Annotated in this window: 15 protein-coding genes; 5 read left to right on the top strand and 10 right to left on the bottom strand. The window is 48.0% G+C overall.

Annotated features, from left to right (window positions below; all coding sequences use genetic code 11):
- The first annotated feature begins 55 nt into the window (after positions 1-55).
- The 4 genes from AB6B37_RS02390 to AB6B37_RS02375 all read left to right on the top strand — a co-directional run bounded on the left by AB6B37_RS02390 (position 56) and on the right by AB6B37_RS02375 (position 3,240).
- Complete coding sequence (locus AB6B37_RS02390; protein ID WP_371397300.1) at positions 56-1,183, top strand: S-(hydroxymethyl)glutathione dehydrogenase/class III alcohol dehydrogenase; 1,128 nt, start codon at positions 56-58, stop codon at positions 1,181-1,183.
- A 76-nt stretch (positions 1,184-1,259) separates the two neighbouring features.
- The gene (fghA, locus tag AB6B37_RS02385) at positions 1,260-2,111 is read left to right on the top strand and encodes an S-formylglutathione hydrolase (RefSeq protein WP_371397299.1); all 852 of its coding nucleotides are present in this window, start codon (positions 1,260-1,262) and stop codon (positions 2,109-2,111) included.
- A gap of 30 nt (positions 2,112-2,141) precedes the next feature.
- The gene (locus tag AB6B37_RS02380; RefSeq protein WP_371397298.1) at positions 2,142-2,879 is read left to right on the top strand and encodes a hypothetical protein; all 738 of its coding nucleotides are present in this window, start codon (positions 2,142-2,144) and stop codon (positions 2,877-2,879) included.
- 97 nt (positions 2,880-2,976) lie between these two features.
- Positions 2,977-3,240, top strand: coding sequence for a DksA/TraR family C4-type zinc finger protein (locus AB6B37_RS02375; protein ID WP_371398398.1), 264 nt, complete (start codon positions 2,977-2,979; stop codon positions 3,238-3,240).
- Between the two features lie 190 nt (positions 3,241-3,430).
- Here the strand turns inward: AB6B37_RS02375 and AB6B37_RS02370 are convergent, their stop codons facing one another.
- The 5 genes from AB6B37_RS02370 to AB6B37_RS02350 all read right to left on the bottom strand — a co-directional run bounded on the left by AB6B37_RS02370 (position 3,431) and on the right by AB6B37_RS02350 (position 10,307).
- A complete protein-coding gene (locus AB6B37_RS02370) occupies positions 3,431-3,859 on the bottom strand; it encodes an ion channel (RefSeq protein WP_371397297.1) in 429 nt (142 codons plus the stop codon).
- A gap of 6 nt (positions 3,860-3,865) precedes the next feature.
- Positions 3,866-5,269, bottom strand: coding sequence for an efflux transporter outer membrane subunit (locus AB6B37_RS02365; RefSeq protein ID WP_371397296.1), 1,404 nt, complete (start codon positions 5,267-5,269; stop codon positions 3,866-3,868).
- The gene (locus AB6B37_RS02360; protein WP_371397295.1) at positions 5,266-8,322 is read right to left on the bottom strand and encodes an efflux RND transporter permease subunit; all 3,057 of its coding nucleotides are present in this window, start codon (positions 8,320-8,322) and stop codon (positions 5,266-5,268) included. Before AB6B37_RS02360 ends, AB6B37_RS02365 begins: the two co-directional genes overlap by 4 nt.
- A gap of 6 nt (positions 8,323-8,328) precedes the next feature.
- Positions 8,329-9,399, bottom strand: coding sequence for an efflux RND transporter periplasmic adaptor subunit (locus AB6B37_RS02355; RefSeq protein ID WP_371397294.1), 1,071 nt, complete (start codon positions 9,397-9,399; stop codon positions 8,329-8,331).
- Between the two features lie 185 nt (positions 9,400-9,584).
- On the bottom strand, positions 9,585-10,307 hold the full coding sequence (locus AB6B37_RS02350) for a putative quinol monooxygenase (protein ID WP_371397293.1): 723 nt from the start codon (positions 10,305-10,307) through the stop codon (positions 9,585-9,587).
- 190 nt (positions 10,308-10,497) lie between these two features.
- Here AB6B37_RS02350 and AB6B37_RS02345 point away from each other — a divergent pair, with 190 nt between their 5' ends.
- A complete protein-coding gene (locus AB6B37_RS02345; protein ID WP_371397292.1) occupies positions 10,498-11,361 on the top strand; it encodes a LysR family transcriptional regulator in 864 nt (287 codons plus the stop codon).
- Positions 11,362-11,468: 107 nt separating this feature from the next.
- Here AB6B37_RS02345 and AB6B37_RS02340 read toward each other — a convergent pair whose 3' ends face one another.
- The 5 genes from AB6B37_RS02340 to AB6B37_RS02320 all read right to left on the bottom strand — a co-directional run bounded on the left by AB6B37_RS02340 (position 11,469) and on the right by AB6B37_RS02320 (position 15,716).
- The gene (locus AB6B37_RS02340) at positions 11,469-13,379 is read right to left on the bottom strand and encodes a DUF3363 domain-containing protein (RefSeq protein ID WP_371397291.1); all 1,911 of its coding nucleotides are present in this window, start codon (positions 13,377-13,379) and stop codon (positions 11,469-11,471) included.
- Between the two features lie 188 nt (positions 13,380-13,567).
- The gene (locus tag AB6B37_RS02335; RefSeq protein ID WP_371397290.1) at positions 13,568-14,119 is read right to left on the bottom strand and encodes a S26 family signal peptidase; all 552 of its coding nucleotides are present in this window, start codon (positions 14,117-14,119) and stop codon (positions 13,568-13,570) included.
- Positions 14,113-14,571, bottom strand: coding sequence for a DUF2840 domain-containing protein (locus AB6B37_RS02330; protein WP_371397289.1), 459 nt, complete (start codon positions 14,569-14,571; stop codon positions 14,113-14,115). The genes AB6B37_RS02335 and AB6B37_RS02330 overlap by 7 nt, the downstream gene beginning before the upstream one ends.
- Complete coding sequence (locus AB6B37_RS02325; RefSeq protein WP_371397288.1) at positions 14,558-14,788, bottom strand: helix-turn-helix transcriptional regulator; 231 nt, start codon at positions 14,786-14,788, stop codon at positions 14,558-14,560. Before AB6B37_RS02325 ends, AB6B37_RS02330 begins: the two co-directional genes overlap by 14 nt.
- 133 nt (positions 14,789-14,921) lie before the next feature.
- Positions 14,922-15,716, bottom strand: coding sequence for a DNA -binding domain-containing protein (locus AB6B37_RS02320; RefSeq protein ID WP_371397287.1), 795 nt, complete (start codon positions 15,714-15,716; stop codon positions 14,922-14,924).
- Between the last annotated feature and the right edge of the window lie 19 nt (positions 15,717-15,735).

The raw sequence follows: 15,735 nt of genomic DNA, 5'->3' as shown, positions 1-15,735 counted from the left end.
CTTCTTATCAACCACCGCATTAGCGGACTATTCCACTATAAGAAAGGCGACCAATATGACCCAGACAATCAAATCAAAAGCAGCCATCGCTTGGGGCCCTAACCAGCCACTATCTATCGAAGAGATTGACGTGATGCCGCCTCAAAAAGGCGAAGTACGTGTCCGTATAGTCGCAACGGGCGTTTGCCATACTGACGCCTTCACTTTGTCAGGTGACGACCCCGAAGGTATCTTCCCTGTTGTTTTGGGCCATGAAGGCGGCGGCATTGTCGAGTCCATCGGCGAGGGCGTGACAAGCGTCGCTGTCGGCGATCATGTGATCCCGCTCTACACGCCTGAATGCGGCGAATGTAAATTCTGTAAATCAGGCAAGACCAATTTGTGTCAAAAGATCCGTGAAACCCAAGGCAAAGGCCTGATGCCTGACGGCACGACCCGCTTTCATAAAGACGGGAAGCCTCTCTTTCACTATATGGGCTGCTCTACATTCTCTGAATACACCGTATTGCCAGAAATTTCACTCGCCAAAGTCAACCCGGAAGCCCCGCTTGAAGAAGTCTGCCTGCTCGGTTGCGGCGTTACCACCGGCATGGGCGCGGTGATGAACACGGCTAAAGTCGAAGAAGGCTCCACTGTTGCAATCTTTGGCATGGGCGGCATTGGTCTGTCGGCCGTCATCGGCGCAACTATGGCCAAAGCTAGCCGCATCATCGTTATCGACATTAATGAGAGCAAATTTGATCTAGCTCGCAAGCTTGGCGCAACTGATTTTATCAATCCGAAGGATTACGACAAGCCGATTCAGGATGTCATTGTTGAACTCACAGACGGCGGCGTTGATTACTCTTTTGAATGTATCGGCAATGTCAACGTCATGCGTTCTGCGCTTGAATGTTGCCACAAAGGCTGGGGCGAATCCGTCGTTATCGGGGTAGCGGGCGCAGGGCAAGAAATTTCAACCCGTCCATTCCAGTTAGTAACGGGCCGTGTCTGGCGCGGGTCAGCATTTGGCGGCGTAAAGGGCCGCACGGAACTTCCCGATTATGTCGAACGCTACCTTCAAGGTGAATTTAATTTAAGTGATTTTATCACCCACACGATGGGACTTGATGACATAAATGCCGCGTTTGACCTCATGCATGAGGGCAAAAGCATCCGCACCGTCATTCATTTTGATAAATAATGGAAAACTTACTTTTAACAGACCTGTTGGCCGCTCTCACGCAGAGTGCGACCACACCTTTTTCGGATGATGAAAAATGCCACTCACAAATACTTCCCTTGCAAACACACACGCCTACAAAAGCTTTGGCGGCTGGACAAAACATTATGGCCACAGCTCAAAGACGCTTAACTGCGATATGCGGTTTGCAATCTTTCTGCCGCCCCAAACTGCAAGCGGCGCAAAAGTGCCCGTCTTATACTGGCTGTCGGGTCTAACCTGTACCGATGAGAACTTTATGCAGAAAGCTGGCGCGCAGCGCGTAGCTGCAGAGCTAGGGGTGGCGATCGTGGCCCCGGACACCAGCCCGCGCGGCGATGATGTCGCGGATGATGAAAGCTGCGACTTGGGTAAGGGCGCTGGATTTTATGTCAATGCGGTTCAAAGTCCTTGGAGCAAGCATTACCGGATGTATGACTATGTGATGGACGAACTTCCCGCGCTCATTGAAGCGACGTTCCCGGTCACTGATAAGCGGTCTATATTTGGGCACTCGATGGGAGGTCACGGCGCGCTGGTTCTTGCCTTGCGTAATCCTGGCAGGTTCAATTCCGTCTCCGCGTTCAGCCCAATCAGTAATCCGGTGAACTGCCCTTGGGGTCAAAAGGCTTTTTCTGCATATCTTGGCAAAGATAAAACCGTATGGGCGGATTATGATGCGAGCCTGCTGATGCGTATGGCCGAAAAATTTACGCCTGCTCTTGTGGATCAGGGACTGGCCGATGAGTTTCTAGAACAGCAGTTAAAACCGGAAGCTTTGGAAGCGGCCGCAAAGGCAAGTGAATACCCTTTAACGCTGAACCGGTGGGAAGGCTTTGATCACAGCTATTATTTCATCTCCAGCTTTGTCGAAAGTCATTTGCGGTTTCACGCAAGTCATTTGAGCTAATAGAAACCGAACCCGAAGGACGGATTTATTATGAATGACATTCCCTTTTTAGGCCTGTCATTGGCCTCAGTTGTGTTCCTCAGCCTTGTCCATGTGCTGGCCGATATGATGCGGTGGCGACGGCAGTTGCCGCAAAAATACTGGCTATCCTTCGCGGACGGAATTTCCATCAGCTATGTCTTTTTAGGTCTTTTACCGAAGATCGTTAAAGGTACAGCGGCTTTACCGGAATCACTTGGCCGTACCGCAAGCGTCTTAAAAGAAAGTCCGTTTCTACCATTACTTTTTGGATTAGTCGTTTTTTACGCCATGGAGCGTATGGTAGAGAAGCCCGTTGACGGGCTTGAGTCTCAGAGTGAACCCGACACCTTAGGCCTTAGGGTCTGGATTCATCTCGGTTCGTATGCGTTCTACAAGGCCATCATCGGATATCTCATTGTTCAAATGGACAACCCTATGTCCATTGTCGTTTTTGTTTTGACTATGGCGGTTCACTTTCTTGTCGTGGACTACCGCATGATGGAAATTCACAAAGGGGCCTATCAGCGTATAGGACGATGGGCCTTGACCGCTGCTATTCTGGCGGGGTGGATAGTCGGGGCTACAACGGTGGTCTCCCCGGTATTAGTAACGCTTCTATTAGGATTTGTTGCCGGCGGCATCGTACTCGTTGTGCTGGAAGAGGAATTTTCGCGTGAACATCCATCATCATTCAAGGCATTTGTCGCAGCAGTAGTCCTTTTCATGGCGGCGCAAATTTTAATCTAGTTCATGAAAGGTGTGTTTGGGAACAGACGACGGAGCTTGAATTTCCAGCTGGAAATCCCATATCCAAATTTGATTAAATTATGACTGAGGTAGAATGATGGCAGGTGGATGGACACGCGACGGGGCGCTACAAGATCAGATTGATGATACTGTGTCTGACGCGGTACAGCATGCGCGCGGCCAAATGCCAACTGGCGTGAGTGCAAATTTTTGCGTTGAGTGCGGGGACGAAATCCCTGAACGTCGACGGCTTGCAGTTCCCGGTGTCAAAACCTGTGTCCTCTGCCAATCAGAGCGGGACGGTAACCGCGCCGCAGCCGGTTTCAATCGGCGGGGAAGCAAGGATAGTCAACTTCGGTAGACTGGTGGGCGTATGCCCGCAATGGAGTGTTGATTTAAAACAGACAGCCGAAAATTCTCGAAACCGGAAATTCCGGAGTGTCTTAAAATCGCTTCATAACAGCCGCTGGTAATGTTTGAGATTTCGGACTTGCTGAGGTCCGCAATGCCCCCCGAGCTGAAGTCACGAAGATCCTCTAAGCAGACATTAGCTACCGCCCGTTTTCTGATCGCAACCTTAACATAACTTCGAGAAGAACAGCCGTGTTGAGACCAAATAATAAAAATCCGTTTGTTGCAATGAACCCGGCTAAAATTCTCCATTCAATAGGGACTATGACGTCACCGAAACCAAGTGTTGTAAACGCCACGAGCGAAAAATAGAAACTTTCTTCAGACGTTGGAAACACACTCACGAGAACAAACACCACCGACCAAAGCGTAACAACCACAAGGAGTCCAATAAGTAGCCACAAGGTAACAGCTGATAGGGTTAGAACAAATTTGGAAAAGTGGACCTTTGTTGGAGTGGATGATGCAAATTTTCGTTTTAAGACGCCAGCGGTAAGCTCAATGAAAATAACTTGAACCACGACAGAGAGAACAATAACTGCAAGACCTAATAAAATTTGAACTAGCATTTAAGATTACTCCCAGCTTCCGCCAAGGGCAAGGTTTAGCGTGATCCATTCGTTTAAAACAGCGCGCTCCGCACTGACCAGAGCGCTTTCTGCGGAGACAACACGCGCTTCGATATTCAATGTATCTAAAAGATCTGCCTCGCCTTCATTATAACGTATATTGGCGATCCGTAACGCACGATTGGCTTCACTGGCCGACAACCGCAATGCATTGACTTGAAGTTCTAGAACCGTCAACTGATCAAGGCTGGTTTCGACCTCTTCTAAGCTTTTCAAAATAGTCCCCGCATAAGCTGAAAGCGCAGCGCGTTGTTGTGCTGTAGCCTCTTCAACCAAAGCCTTATTAAATCCATTGTCAAAAATAAGGTAAGTTAGACTGCTGGCGAGATTGATGAATATCTGATCAGGATTCAGCAAGTCTTTGAGCTGGTCAGAGGTGGAGCCTGTGCTTGCAGACAAACTTAGCGTGGGCAGTCGGTTCGCTTTCGTTTGATCTAAATTGTAAAAACTTGCGGCGACCGCCAATCCATCAGAAACAATATCAGGACGCCTTTCGATAAGCGACAAAGGCGTATCTGCGTTTGGCAAAGCCGGTACCGTAGGTAGGGCTTTCGATGTCTCAATATCAGCCGCAGGGTAACGTCCCACCAATAACTCTAAGGCTCTCAATGACGCGCGATATCGTCCTTCTGCAACGGCAACATCTGCTCGGCGACCTGCCAGATCGGACTCTGACAAAGCCACATCTTGGGCCATGGCTAAACCTTCTGCATATTGAACGTCAACAATGCGGTCGGTTTCTGAAAGCGTCGCTAAACTTTTTTTAGATACGTCTATCTGCAATAATGCTTCAATCGCCGCTAAATAGGTCTGCGCTACTGCTGCGGCTATTGAGTGTTGGGCATAAATGTAATCTGCATCTGCTGATTCCGCCGACGCATAGGCACTTTTCTGCGTCGCTTTTAACCGGCCCCAAATATCCGGCTCCCAACTAGCTGACACGCCCCAGTTCATAGCTGATGTATCAGGAATGGGACCGGTTAGAAAAAGCGTGCGGTCGCCTCCTCCTGAAGCCCCTATGGTTGGCTTAAGAGGTACGCCCGCTTGCCGCGCCAATGCATAGGCTCTTTCGACATTGGCCGCCGCCGCTTGGAGGTCTCGGTTGTTTAAAATCGCTTCCCTAACAAGGCCAGACAAGATGGGGTCGTTCAACCTGTCAATCCAACCGATCTGCACGTCACCAAGACGGGCTTGGGAGGCTTGCCATGTTTGGGGAACTTCGGAGATTTTTGATTGTAATCCCGATGAAATATCTGTTTGAGAACTGCCAACAGGTTTCAATGAAGAGAGGGTTTCACACCCCGACAGAAGAAAAGCAGATAACAGAACTGAACCTAGAAGATGTTTCATGCCGCCACCTCATCTTTCCGAATTCTAAACCACATGGCATATAAAGCCGGTGTGACAAGAAGTGTGATAATCGTGGCGAAGGACAGACCAAAGGCAAGTACGACCGTCATGGACCGGAAGAAAGCGTCGAAGAATAACGGCGCTATGCCTAAAACGGTGGTGAAGGCTCCCATGACGACAGGCCTAAAACGTGATGATGCAGACTCAACCAGTGCATCGAACCTTGGCATACCCTGCGCAATTAGGTCATCAGTATTGTCAACAAGGACCAATGAGTTTTGAATCACAAGTCCTGATAAAGACAATAAACCCAAGATTCCCATAAACTCTAAAGGCGTTGAGGTCAGCACCAACCCCAATGTCACGCCAATCATCATAAGCGGCACAACGGACCAAACAATGATCGGTTGACGGATGGAGTTAAATAAGAAAACGACCACGAGTATCATCGCCAAAAGGCCTAGCGGAATTGTTGACGCAAGGCTGGATTGAGCCTCTGCTGAGCCGCCAAACTCTCCATCCCATTCCATGCTGTAACCGTTAGGCAAAGCGATCGCTTCGATCTTAGGTTTAACGCGTTGGAACAGGTCGTCCGTCAATACGTTTGGCGCAGGGTCGCCTTGTGCTGTAATCGTTAATACACGGTTTTCTCGTAACAATCGCCCGTCTCGCCACTTTATACCGCCCGTTTCTAAAACTTGCGCAAGCGGAACTGTTTCGCCGGTTGTTGGGCTTAAAATTTGAATGCCGAATGTATCAAATATATCCGAGCGCTCTTCTTCCGGGGCGCGAGATATAATTGGAATAAGATATTCACCCTCTCTGAAAACGCCAAGGCGGCGGCCTGAAAAGTTAGTTGCCAAAGCATCGGCTAAATCTTTTCTACGAATACCCAGCCGCTCACCTTTCGTCTTAGAATAAACCGGTTCAAGATAAGGCACTTGCTCGCCCCAAGTATCTTTAATCAATACGGCTTCACCATCATCTTGCATCACTTGTTTAGCTTGGGCTGCAAGGCTTTTGAGAACTGAGACATCCGGCCCTTTGAATGTCGCCTCAATTTTTGATCCACCGCCTGGGCCCATAATGAATTTCCAAGCCTTCCCTAAGGCATCAGGAAATTCTTGATCGATATGGGACTGAATATCTTCAATCAGGTCATCATTTAAACGGTAGTCTGCCGTCTTAACTAATATCTGGCCTGACGCACTATTATCCGAGCCACCGTCATAGGTTAGCATATATCTCAACGTGCCACCGCCAATGATTGTTTGAACATTCTCAACGCCTTCAAGCCCCTGAATATATTTTTCAAGACGAATGAGCTCTTCTTCCGTTACACGTATGTCTGTGCCTTGGGTGAGTTCAAAGTTCACAACAACTTGGGGCGTGACTGAGGCTGGGAAAAACCCGCTTTTGACAAATTGAAAACCCCAGATTGATGTGCCGAAGGCGATAAGAACGGCTGCAATCGCGATTGCCTTATTCTTCAAGACAGCCCGAATGATGCCCTCATAAAGCCGCATGAAAAGGCTTTTCTTTTTTGCGGCACTACCTGTTGTCCCTTTAGGTTCAGGAAATAGCCAATAGCAGAATAGTGGTGTAATTGTGAACGCAAAGAGCCAAGATAATGAAAGCGCAATCATCACAACCCAAAAAAGTGAATTGGTAAACTCTGCTGTATCACCCGGCGCGAAACCTATCGGGGCGAAAGCAATTATACCTACTAGCGTACCGCCAAGGAGCGGCTTCATATTTTTGCGCGCAACTTCCTTAGCGACATCAAGCTTTTTACGTCCCTCCTTTATACCGACAAGAATGCCGTCCGTGACGACAACGCCATTATCAACCAGCATTCCCAGTGATATGATTAGGGCCCCGAGTGAAATGCGGTGCATGGGTATGCCGCCAACCCACATGAACAATAGAGTTGCGGCCATCGTAATGAAAACCGTCAGCCCCATTATGACGCCGGATCGAAAGCCCATAAAAATCAGGAGCGTTACAAAGACAATTGCAAGAGACATGAAAACATTCACGACAAAGTCTTGTATAGCCATGTCGACGACTTTGCCCTGATGATAGTACTCGTGCAATTCAATACCTAGCGGACGCAATGTCTCTATCTCGGTCAATCTTGCGTCAAGCGCCTCTCCAAGCTTTACAACATTATATCCAGACACATTGGCAATTCCGATGCCAATCGCTTGCTGGCCATCATAGCGAATGATTTTCGATGGTGGCTGGATAAACCCCCGTTTGACATCGGCGACATCCCTTAAGGTCAGCACACTTCCATTGCTGCCGCCGACAACAAGGTTTTCGATGGCCTCTATTGTCGTGATTTCTCCGCTGGGATGAATATTAATTCTATTAGATCCAACCCGTAGGTCACCTGCATCAGTTACGGCATTTTGAAGACTAAGCGCATTGTATATATTATTGACTGAGACACCCAAACTGGCTGATTGCTCGCGTGATATTTCAACGTAAATGGCTTCATTTTGTTCACCGTTAAGCGCAACTTTACCTACGCCAGGCACAAGCAAAAGCTCTTTGCGAAGAGTTTTTGCGTAATCCAATAGCTCCGGCATCGTAAAACCTTCTCCCGTGAGAAGGTAATAGATCCCGTAAACATCCCCAAAGTCATCAGCGACGACTGAGGGGCCAGCTCCCGGTGCAATACTGCTTTGCGCGTCATTAATCTTATTTCGCAATTTCGTCCAAACAACCTGTAAGTCACCTTTGGACGGCGACGCACTAAATTTAATTTCGACGCTAATATCAGACAGGCCTGCGGAGGATGTACTATTGACGAGTTTTACATCAGGCAGTGATTGGATTGCTGTCTCAAGGGGTTCTGTGACCTCATTAAGTACCTCCTCAGGACTAGCCCCAGGATATTGCGTAAAAACTTTAGCAACCCGTATTGTAAACTCAGGGTCTTCAAACCTTGGCATTGTTTCATATGCCGAATATCCGCCAAATAAGCAGAGCAAAATTACGATGCAGCAGATAAGGGGGTTCTTAATGGAAAGCTCAGCGAGGTTCATAACGGTTTATTTCCGTTCCCACGCACTCACGGTCATACCGGAGCTTAAATAAGACCCGCCCGAAGCCACAATCACATCGCCATTATATAGACCTTCAGTAACTGTTACGAGGTCACCGTCCATACCGCGACCCGCCGTAACGTTTTGCTTTGAGACAACCATCGTATTGGGATCAACTTTCCAAACATATTGTTGAGCGTTTTCAGATAATATTGACGACAATGGAACTGAAATGCCGGTTGGTAAAACGTCGCCGACATTCTCAAAATCAAAGTCCATAAACATGGTCGCTGTCATTCCAGGTAGGACAAGTAATTCTTCCGGTGGTTCAAAGCTAAAGGAGGCTTGGAAAGTTTGCGTCGCGGAGTCTGCAAGACCTGAAGCTTCGGTAAACTCCGCAGGGATTTTCTTCAAAGGCGCAGAATCTAAAACGACATAAGAGTTTCTTGATGTAAACTGTTTTGACAGAGCTACGAGGTCAGCAGGAACGCTCACTACGGCTTGGACACTATTACTTTGTATCAACGCAATAGGTTCTTTCGCCTGAATATTTTGAAAGCGCTCTACATAAACCCTAGAAACCGCACCATCAAATGGCGCTCGCAATATGGTATCACCCCTTGATTTTTGTGCTGTGTCTAGAGCTGCCTTAGCAACGTCTCGCGAAGCCTGGCGCGATTCAAGCACACTCCTGGAAATCGCATCTTGTTTAAAAAGACGATTGGCGCGTTGATATTCATTCTCAGCATTTTGAAACTGGACCTGAGCTTGCGTTAACGTATTTTGATAATCTCGCTCTTCGACTGTCGCAATGATTTGACCTGTTTTGACAGGCTGAGCTTCTAACACTCGTAGTGATGTGATTTGTCCGCCAAGCTGAAAGGTAAGTTCAGAGGATTGCTTGGCTTCGACAACAGCCGGAAAATTAAGAACACGATTTGAAGTGCCACTAGAAACTGTATGGAGCTTTGCGGGACGTATTTTAGGTGCCTTTGCTTCTTCGGTGACAGGCTTTCCGCAACTCGCAAGAAATAATGTAAAGGTGAGCAGCAACGACCCATAAAAAACACACTTCATATATCACCCTTCAACGTCAAATTCAAAAACTTAACGCAAGTTAGCAACTACTTTTGTGATAGTCACGCAAAAGAAAACTCAAGTTTATCCTCATTGCGGACCTAACAGCAACTAAAGTACAAACTAAAGATCGCCCGCAGCAAAGCTACGAGCGAAAGCAAGCGCAGTATGTTTTTGTCTGTGCCTTACTTGATGGCTAGGATGTCAAAATTATTGACATTGGCAACGACGCCATCATTCCACCCGCCCTCTACTAAAACCGGAGATGCTTCTTTCAACATTCCTGCTACTTTTCCAGCAAAGTGATCTGCACGGCCAGAATCGTCAGCAAAGATGTCGTAGATAGCGAAATTATCCTGATCAATGCGTAGTGCAGCCCAGTACAAAGTTTTGGGCTCTGTTTCAGTCACAATTGATCCCGCAGCGGTCAACAACTCGGCCAGTTTATCGCCTTTGCCTGACGCAGCTTTGAGCTTGATATATGTTGCTGTAGTGGCGGTATAGATATCTACAGGCGCTTTCTCAGAAAGAACCGTAGAATTGTTGATGTTGGCAACAACGCCTGCATCCCATCCGCCGTCAACTAATGTATCGGCGTTCTCATTCAGCGCGCCAGCGACAACGCCAGAGAAATGTGCGCCGCGTGCTGCTTCATCCGCAAAAATGTCGAATATAGCGAGTTTATTGTTAGGGCCTTGCAGGGCGAACCATAATTTGGTTCCAGGCTCCGTCTCTTTGACCATCGGGGCAGCACCCGTCAGGAATTGAGCAAATGCATCCGTTTGACCCTCAGCGGCATTCATTTCGATATAGCTCGCAGTTTGATTTTCAGATTGGGCTTGGTGTGCGCAGGCAGTTGTTGTGGCCATTGTAAGGGCTCCTAGTAATGTCATTAATGTGGTTTTCATAAGTCTCTCCAAATTAGAGTTTTGATATGTTTATGGTTGACTTGTGCGGCTATGCATTCGCTTTCCATGACCAGACAATCGTCGTTTGATCGCGACTATTCCAATTCCGATAATCTATTTTACGATAGTTATTGCCTATGCTACTTTGGTGATGGAACCTCGTAAGGCTTTAGTTTGATAGGAATGCTCAATGGAAATGAACCAAATCCGTTATTTTCTAGCTGTTTGCGAGCACCGTAACTTCACGCACGCAGCCAAGGCCTCGAACGTTTCGCAGCCGTCTCTAACAACCGCAATTAAGAAGCTTGAGGATGAGTTGGGAGGCCCGCTATTTTTGCGTGACCGCGCCGGATGTAGTCTTACGCCTCTTGGAAAGCTTGTTAGGCCAAGATTGGAAAAGGTGCAGCGCGAGACACATGAAATTAAAGCCGAAGCAACTCGGCACAACCGATTGGAACGTGTTCCAATTAGCATCGGGATTGGTGAAACCATTGGCCAAAACAAAATAGCCGAAGCTCTTGAAAAATTTCGCCGTCAAATACCTGAAGCCGAGGTGGAGCTAATAGTTGACAGTCATGACGTCCTTTTGGAAAAATTGAGGCATGGCGATTATGATATTGCGGTTACGGCAATTGATGTCAGCCCGGATTTATATCGGATCGACCCTCTCTATCAGGAAGGGTATAGCGTTGTTGTGAGTTCAGACCATGCATTGAGTCAAGAGAAGGCCGTAAACCTCGGCATATTGGCCCAAACAAATATGCTCGACCGCCCTAATTGCGAAATGCGGGATACTCTCCACGCAACCTGCTCAGAAAGAGGTCACGAGCTCTATGCAGCTTACCGGTCCAATCGTGTCGATTGGCTATTAGATCTAGCGCGCAATGGGTCTGGCGCTGTTATCTTACCCGATACATCTATCCCTCAAGAATCAGGTCTGATATCTCTACCCATTGAGGATATGGAAATAGCGCGACAAGTTTATGCGTTACGCTTCCGGCATCAACCCTCGCGCTCAGAGGTCAGTTTGTTGGTACAAGAATTGGCTCGCTAATCTTTTATCCCTGTAGATTTTAATGTCCGCTCTGCCCCCACAGTACGCATACCAATAAGATCCGAGATTGCTGTACTTTTTGAAGAGATGATGCCGAACGGTATCACTCAGGAGATATCTCTTCCTTTTGAAATCGTCCACGAAATCGTCTGCCGCCCAATAGTTCCCTTAAGAGTCCGACCTAAATTTCGATCCAATGCCTCTCGCCACGGCACCAATGTAAATTCCTTTGATTTTTCTATCACTGCATATTTGCCGCTAGGACGCTCGACTGTTTTTCTGAAAGTCCCCGATAAAGACCCTTTTGTTGGCGCTTCAACATAGGGCTTATCCAACTCCTTACTCAATGCTGCCCCTGCTGCTTTTAAATCCAAGGACTCCAGCTCGGATAAAGTCTCTTTGGTGACGTCTCCTGACTTTCCCAATAGCTGCTGGCCTTTCAGAAATGCCATACGATTTATTTTCGCCTTCTCGACATCATTGCCAAACCCCTCTCGTGATGCGGCACTGTTTGCGGATACTAATTCTTCATCCAGCCAAGTTCGGCCTATGACCTCGGTAGCTTTTCTTAGAGTTAATCGCGAGTTCAGTTCAATTTGCACGGGCTTGCCAGCACTATTCTTTCGTTCAAATACTCGCGCCCGTTTCAAATAATCCGGCGGCACTTGCCAAGTACCATCTTTGTTTCGTTCGGCATGACCAGAACGTCTCATTGCTTCGAGCCGCCTGATGTGTGCCTGTATATAAGCTTCGCTCGCTTTGGGGTCGGCGGCTTCATGCGCGGATGGGCTGTAAATGCCGCCACGCTTAGCAGCGATTTCATCAATTGTGTAATCGGATGATTTCGGCTGAAATGCCTGGGGACGTATGGTCACAATCATGTCCTCCTGAATATCTCTGACATTGGCCTCTTTGCCGGTTTCAATAAATATGGCTTCTCCCTCCAAAGTATCGAGCACAATAAAACTTCGGTCATTCACATCATCAAATATTCCAACTTTCAGAACTCTTCCTGTCATTGGCTTTGCGTCACCCGCGAGCGGATCATAGATTGGCTCTCTGCGGGACGCTCTTTCCACGCCATTTATTGTCATGGCTTTATGACGCGCTTTGAGGATGTCGCCGCGATCTCCCATGCGCCGCAAAGTGCGTTCAAGCTTTTCGTCGAGCTTCCATTTTCCGCGCCCCACTTTTTCAGCAAGGCCCATACGCGCGAGATGTTTGACGCGCCATATTTTAAAACGCTGTGACCAATCACTGCCGTCCTGTTTAATTTCCGACAAGTTGACGACATTCTCTGACGCTTCATAAAGCAGGTCCTTGTCAATCGTCGTGAACCGTTCTTGCCGCGTCATTACCGCAAGCTTTTTGGCGACATCGATTTGCGTCACGGGCCCAAGTTCCAGCGTCGCCAAATGCTCAGCCCGATCACGCATGCCGTAAGAGATATATTCGCGCGGGATAATTAGGTCTTTTCCGTCATCGCGCACGCCGCGCAGAATGATATGACTATGTGGTCGCCCCGTATCGTAATGATCTGCCGCCACCCATTCCAGTTTCGTTTCCATATCGCGCTGGACTTCAATCATTAGGTCGCGCGTGAACCGCGTCAGATCGGCTATGTCTTTACCGTCTTCAGACGATATGATTATTTTGAAATAGTGTCGGTCATCTTTGCAGCGCTCAGCAAAGCTATCTGTGTCCGCTTCCGGCTCAATCGCAGTATATAAACCGCCCTTTTCATTTTCCTGCGCGGCGCTCTCGCGGGCCACATAATCTAAATGCGCTTTAAATATTTTCCCGCCATTGCCCTGCATCTTCGCTAGCGAAAATTTTACAATAACACGGCGAGAAAAACTCTGCTTTGCAACAACATTTGAGCGCGTTTTTCCTGACCGTTGCCGTCCTGACTTTTGCGCAGCGCGCCTGACGCGTCCTGCAAAGCTGACAAAACGTCCTGTTCCTCCAGGCGACATGATACGCCCAAGTTTTACTGTGAACGGATTTTCATCGGCCATATTGCGGCTCCAACAGCCTTAAATGCGCTAATTCTCCATTTGGCCCGGCAGTTTCCTGCGATAACAGCGGCGATCCCGCCATTTCCTTGGCCCAGTCCATAAAAGGGGCGGGCCAGAAAAACAGATGTGCAGACAATGGCTTAGCCCGAAACGGGCCAAGCCTTTTATCTTGCATTTCCCAAAACCCCCTAATCACCCCTAAAATCCCCTGTTTTTCTATATTTTGGGAACCTGCCATTTCCGAGATATTCAACGCCCCCAACCAGCATAGTTTGGTCAATCGGACCAAAATAGCGGCTATCAAATCCGGTCTGCACATCTGGGGACGCGATCCAGAATTCCCCCGCGCTAAGGATATAGCACCCTACAAACTTTCTAGGCATTTCGCGTCCCAAACGGTCCCGCGCCAGTAGCGGGATATCGGCACCGTTTGGGACACTCACCCTGTCGATATGATAACAAACCTCATCCCCCTCGATGGCCAGAACCGATTTTATGAGGGGGTAGTCATAAGGCAGATAAGCCCGCTCATCCGCAAGCTTGCGCGCCCACTCAGGCGCATAAGCTGCGATAAGATCATGCCTTTCGGGGAAAGCGTTTTGAGTAACTTGGTACCAGCCAATCTCAGCACTTGAGCTCGGATTATATAAAATTTTTGGACGGGGCGGCAGCGTAATTTGTAGCGCCGTTCCCACGACAGCCAGGGTCATCACTATGCCTATACTGGCTTTAATCAGCATGAAACGCCCTCCTGTTTGCGTAAATATCGCGGTAAATTTGGCAGTGCCTGTTTCGTCATCAAGGCATTTGAGACCCCGAGCCAATAACTCGCGGGAACCGATTCAAGACCGCTGGCAAGTTGTTTTTCAATACTATCGATAGCGTTTAAACTGCGCTTCACAGCCGCCTTACCTGTAACGCAAAGCAATGACTGGGCGGCAGGTTTAATCCCTTCCGTGAGATTTAAAGGGCCTGATTGCCCCGTTCTCACCACGCAAAATCGCCAATCCTGCGTGCCATATTTATTACCTGACCAACGGCTATACCCAAGTATTTGCCCGGCAGTGAAGCAGGCTATTTTGCGGCGTTTATCGATCGTGACCACCTTCTGCGGGATACCAAAGCGCAGTCGATGGTTAATTCTATTCTGCACATAATGCAGATAGACACATGTATATTTATCCGAAGTCACGGCCCGACTTTTCCGGTATTTTTGGTCCCGAATGACAGTCTCGCGAGTTTGAATAAAACGTCAGATCATCAGGATGGTAGAAGACGCGCGTGCCATGTTTACGATAACGCGGCCCCGTGCCTTTCCATCTCATATTGTCTAAAGTTCGCTTCTGAAGGCCTAAAAATACAGCGGCCTCTTCAGCGGTTAAAAAGGGGCATTCAATTGCTTCTCCCATAGTTTTCTCCATTCACTTTTCCCCTTCATGGACAAACCATGACGGGGTGTAGTGATTCGAGACACAGCTTTTAGTATTTTGGAAGTGCCGATTATTTGGCAGAGAGATTCGTAACCCCACAAGAAATGGAAGGCTATTTTTTCAACAAATCAAGATAGCCATGCTGACTAAGCTCGTTACCTCTGGCACAGGCCCGAACAATTTTTGATTTCAAACTACATCCGTTATTATCCCACTCTTGCATAACCCGGTCTTTGCCAAACATTATTTCTGCCATTCCCCGGTAGCTTATGACTTTTGTCCGAAGGGCAAGCGTTTCCCAGTAAAACTGGAGGTTTTCATAGCTCTGCGTGGTATTCTCATATTCACTGTAAACAGGCTTTTTATCTCTTAAATCTGCGAGAAAGCCCAAAACATCCAAGCGCTTTCGCAGACCTATGCCGCCGTCAACATGGACAATAATGCGCCCTTTTTCATCTGAGGGTATCTTGGGATATCCGAAAAATTGTAGCCAATAATGAGATGATTTTAAAACAGTTTGGCGTAAACCATTCGCCGTCAGCAAGTGGTGGCGTGTGCAAGAAATATCTGAAAACTGGATAGATTTGTTTGATATGTTCGCAGAATTTATAGGTTCTACACCTATGGCAAGGCTCTTAGGGAACGCTTTTTCCGTCCAAAAAACAGGTGCGTGCAAATAGTCTAAGGCCGGGTCTGCGAAGTATTGCAGGCCCCATTTTTCAGCGGCTTTTGACGTGGACTTTGACTGAAAGAGGTAACCGCCATTGATTAGTTTTTTAGGTGGACCTTGGGCCGAGCGGCTACGTTCAAAGCTCATCCGATACTTCGGATTTAGCCTTAAAAACTCCCAAGCATATCCCGCATAACTTTGCAGAGACGTGCTTTCCATCAGGTTCAACGCGCCCATAATACCTATGAGTGTATAA

This window comes from Fretibacter rubidus (assembly GCF_041429785.1).
Classification (GTDB): domain Bacteria; phylum Pseudomonadota; class Alphaproteobacteria; order Caulobacterales; family Maricaulaceae; genus Fretibacter; species Fretibacter rubidus.
This window is presented reverse-complemented; position numbering and strand designations above follow the sequence as displayed.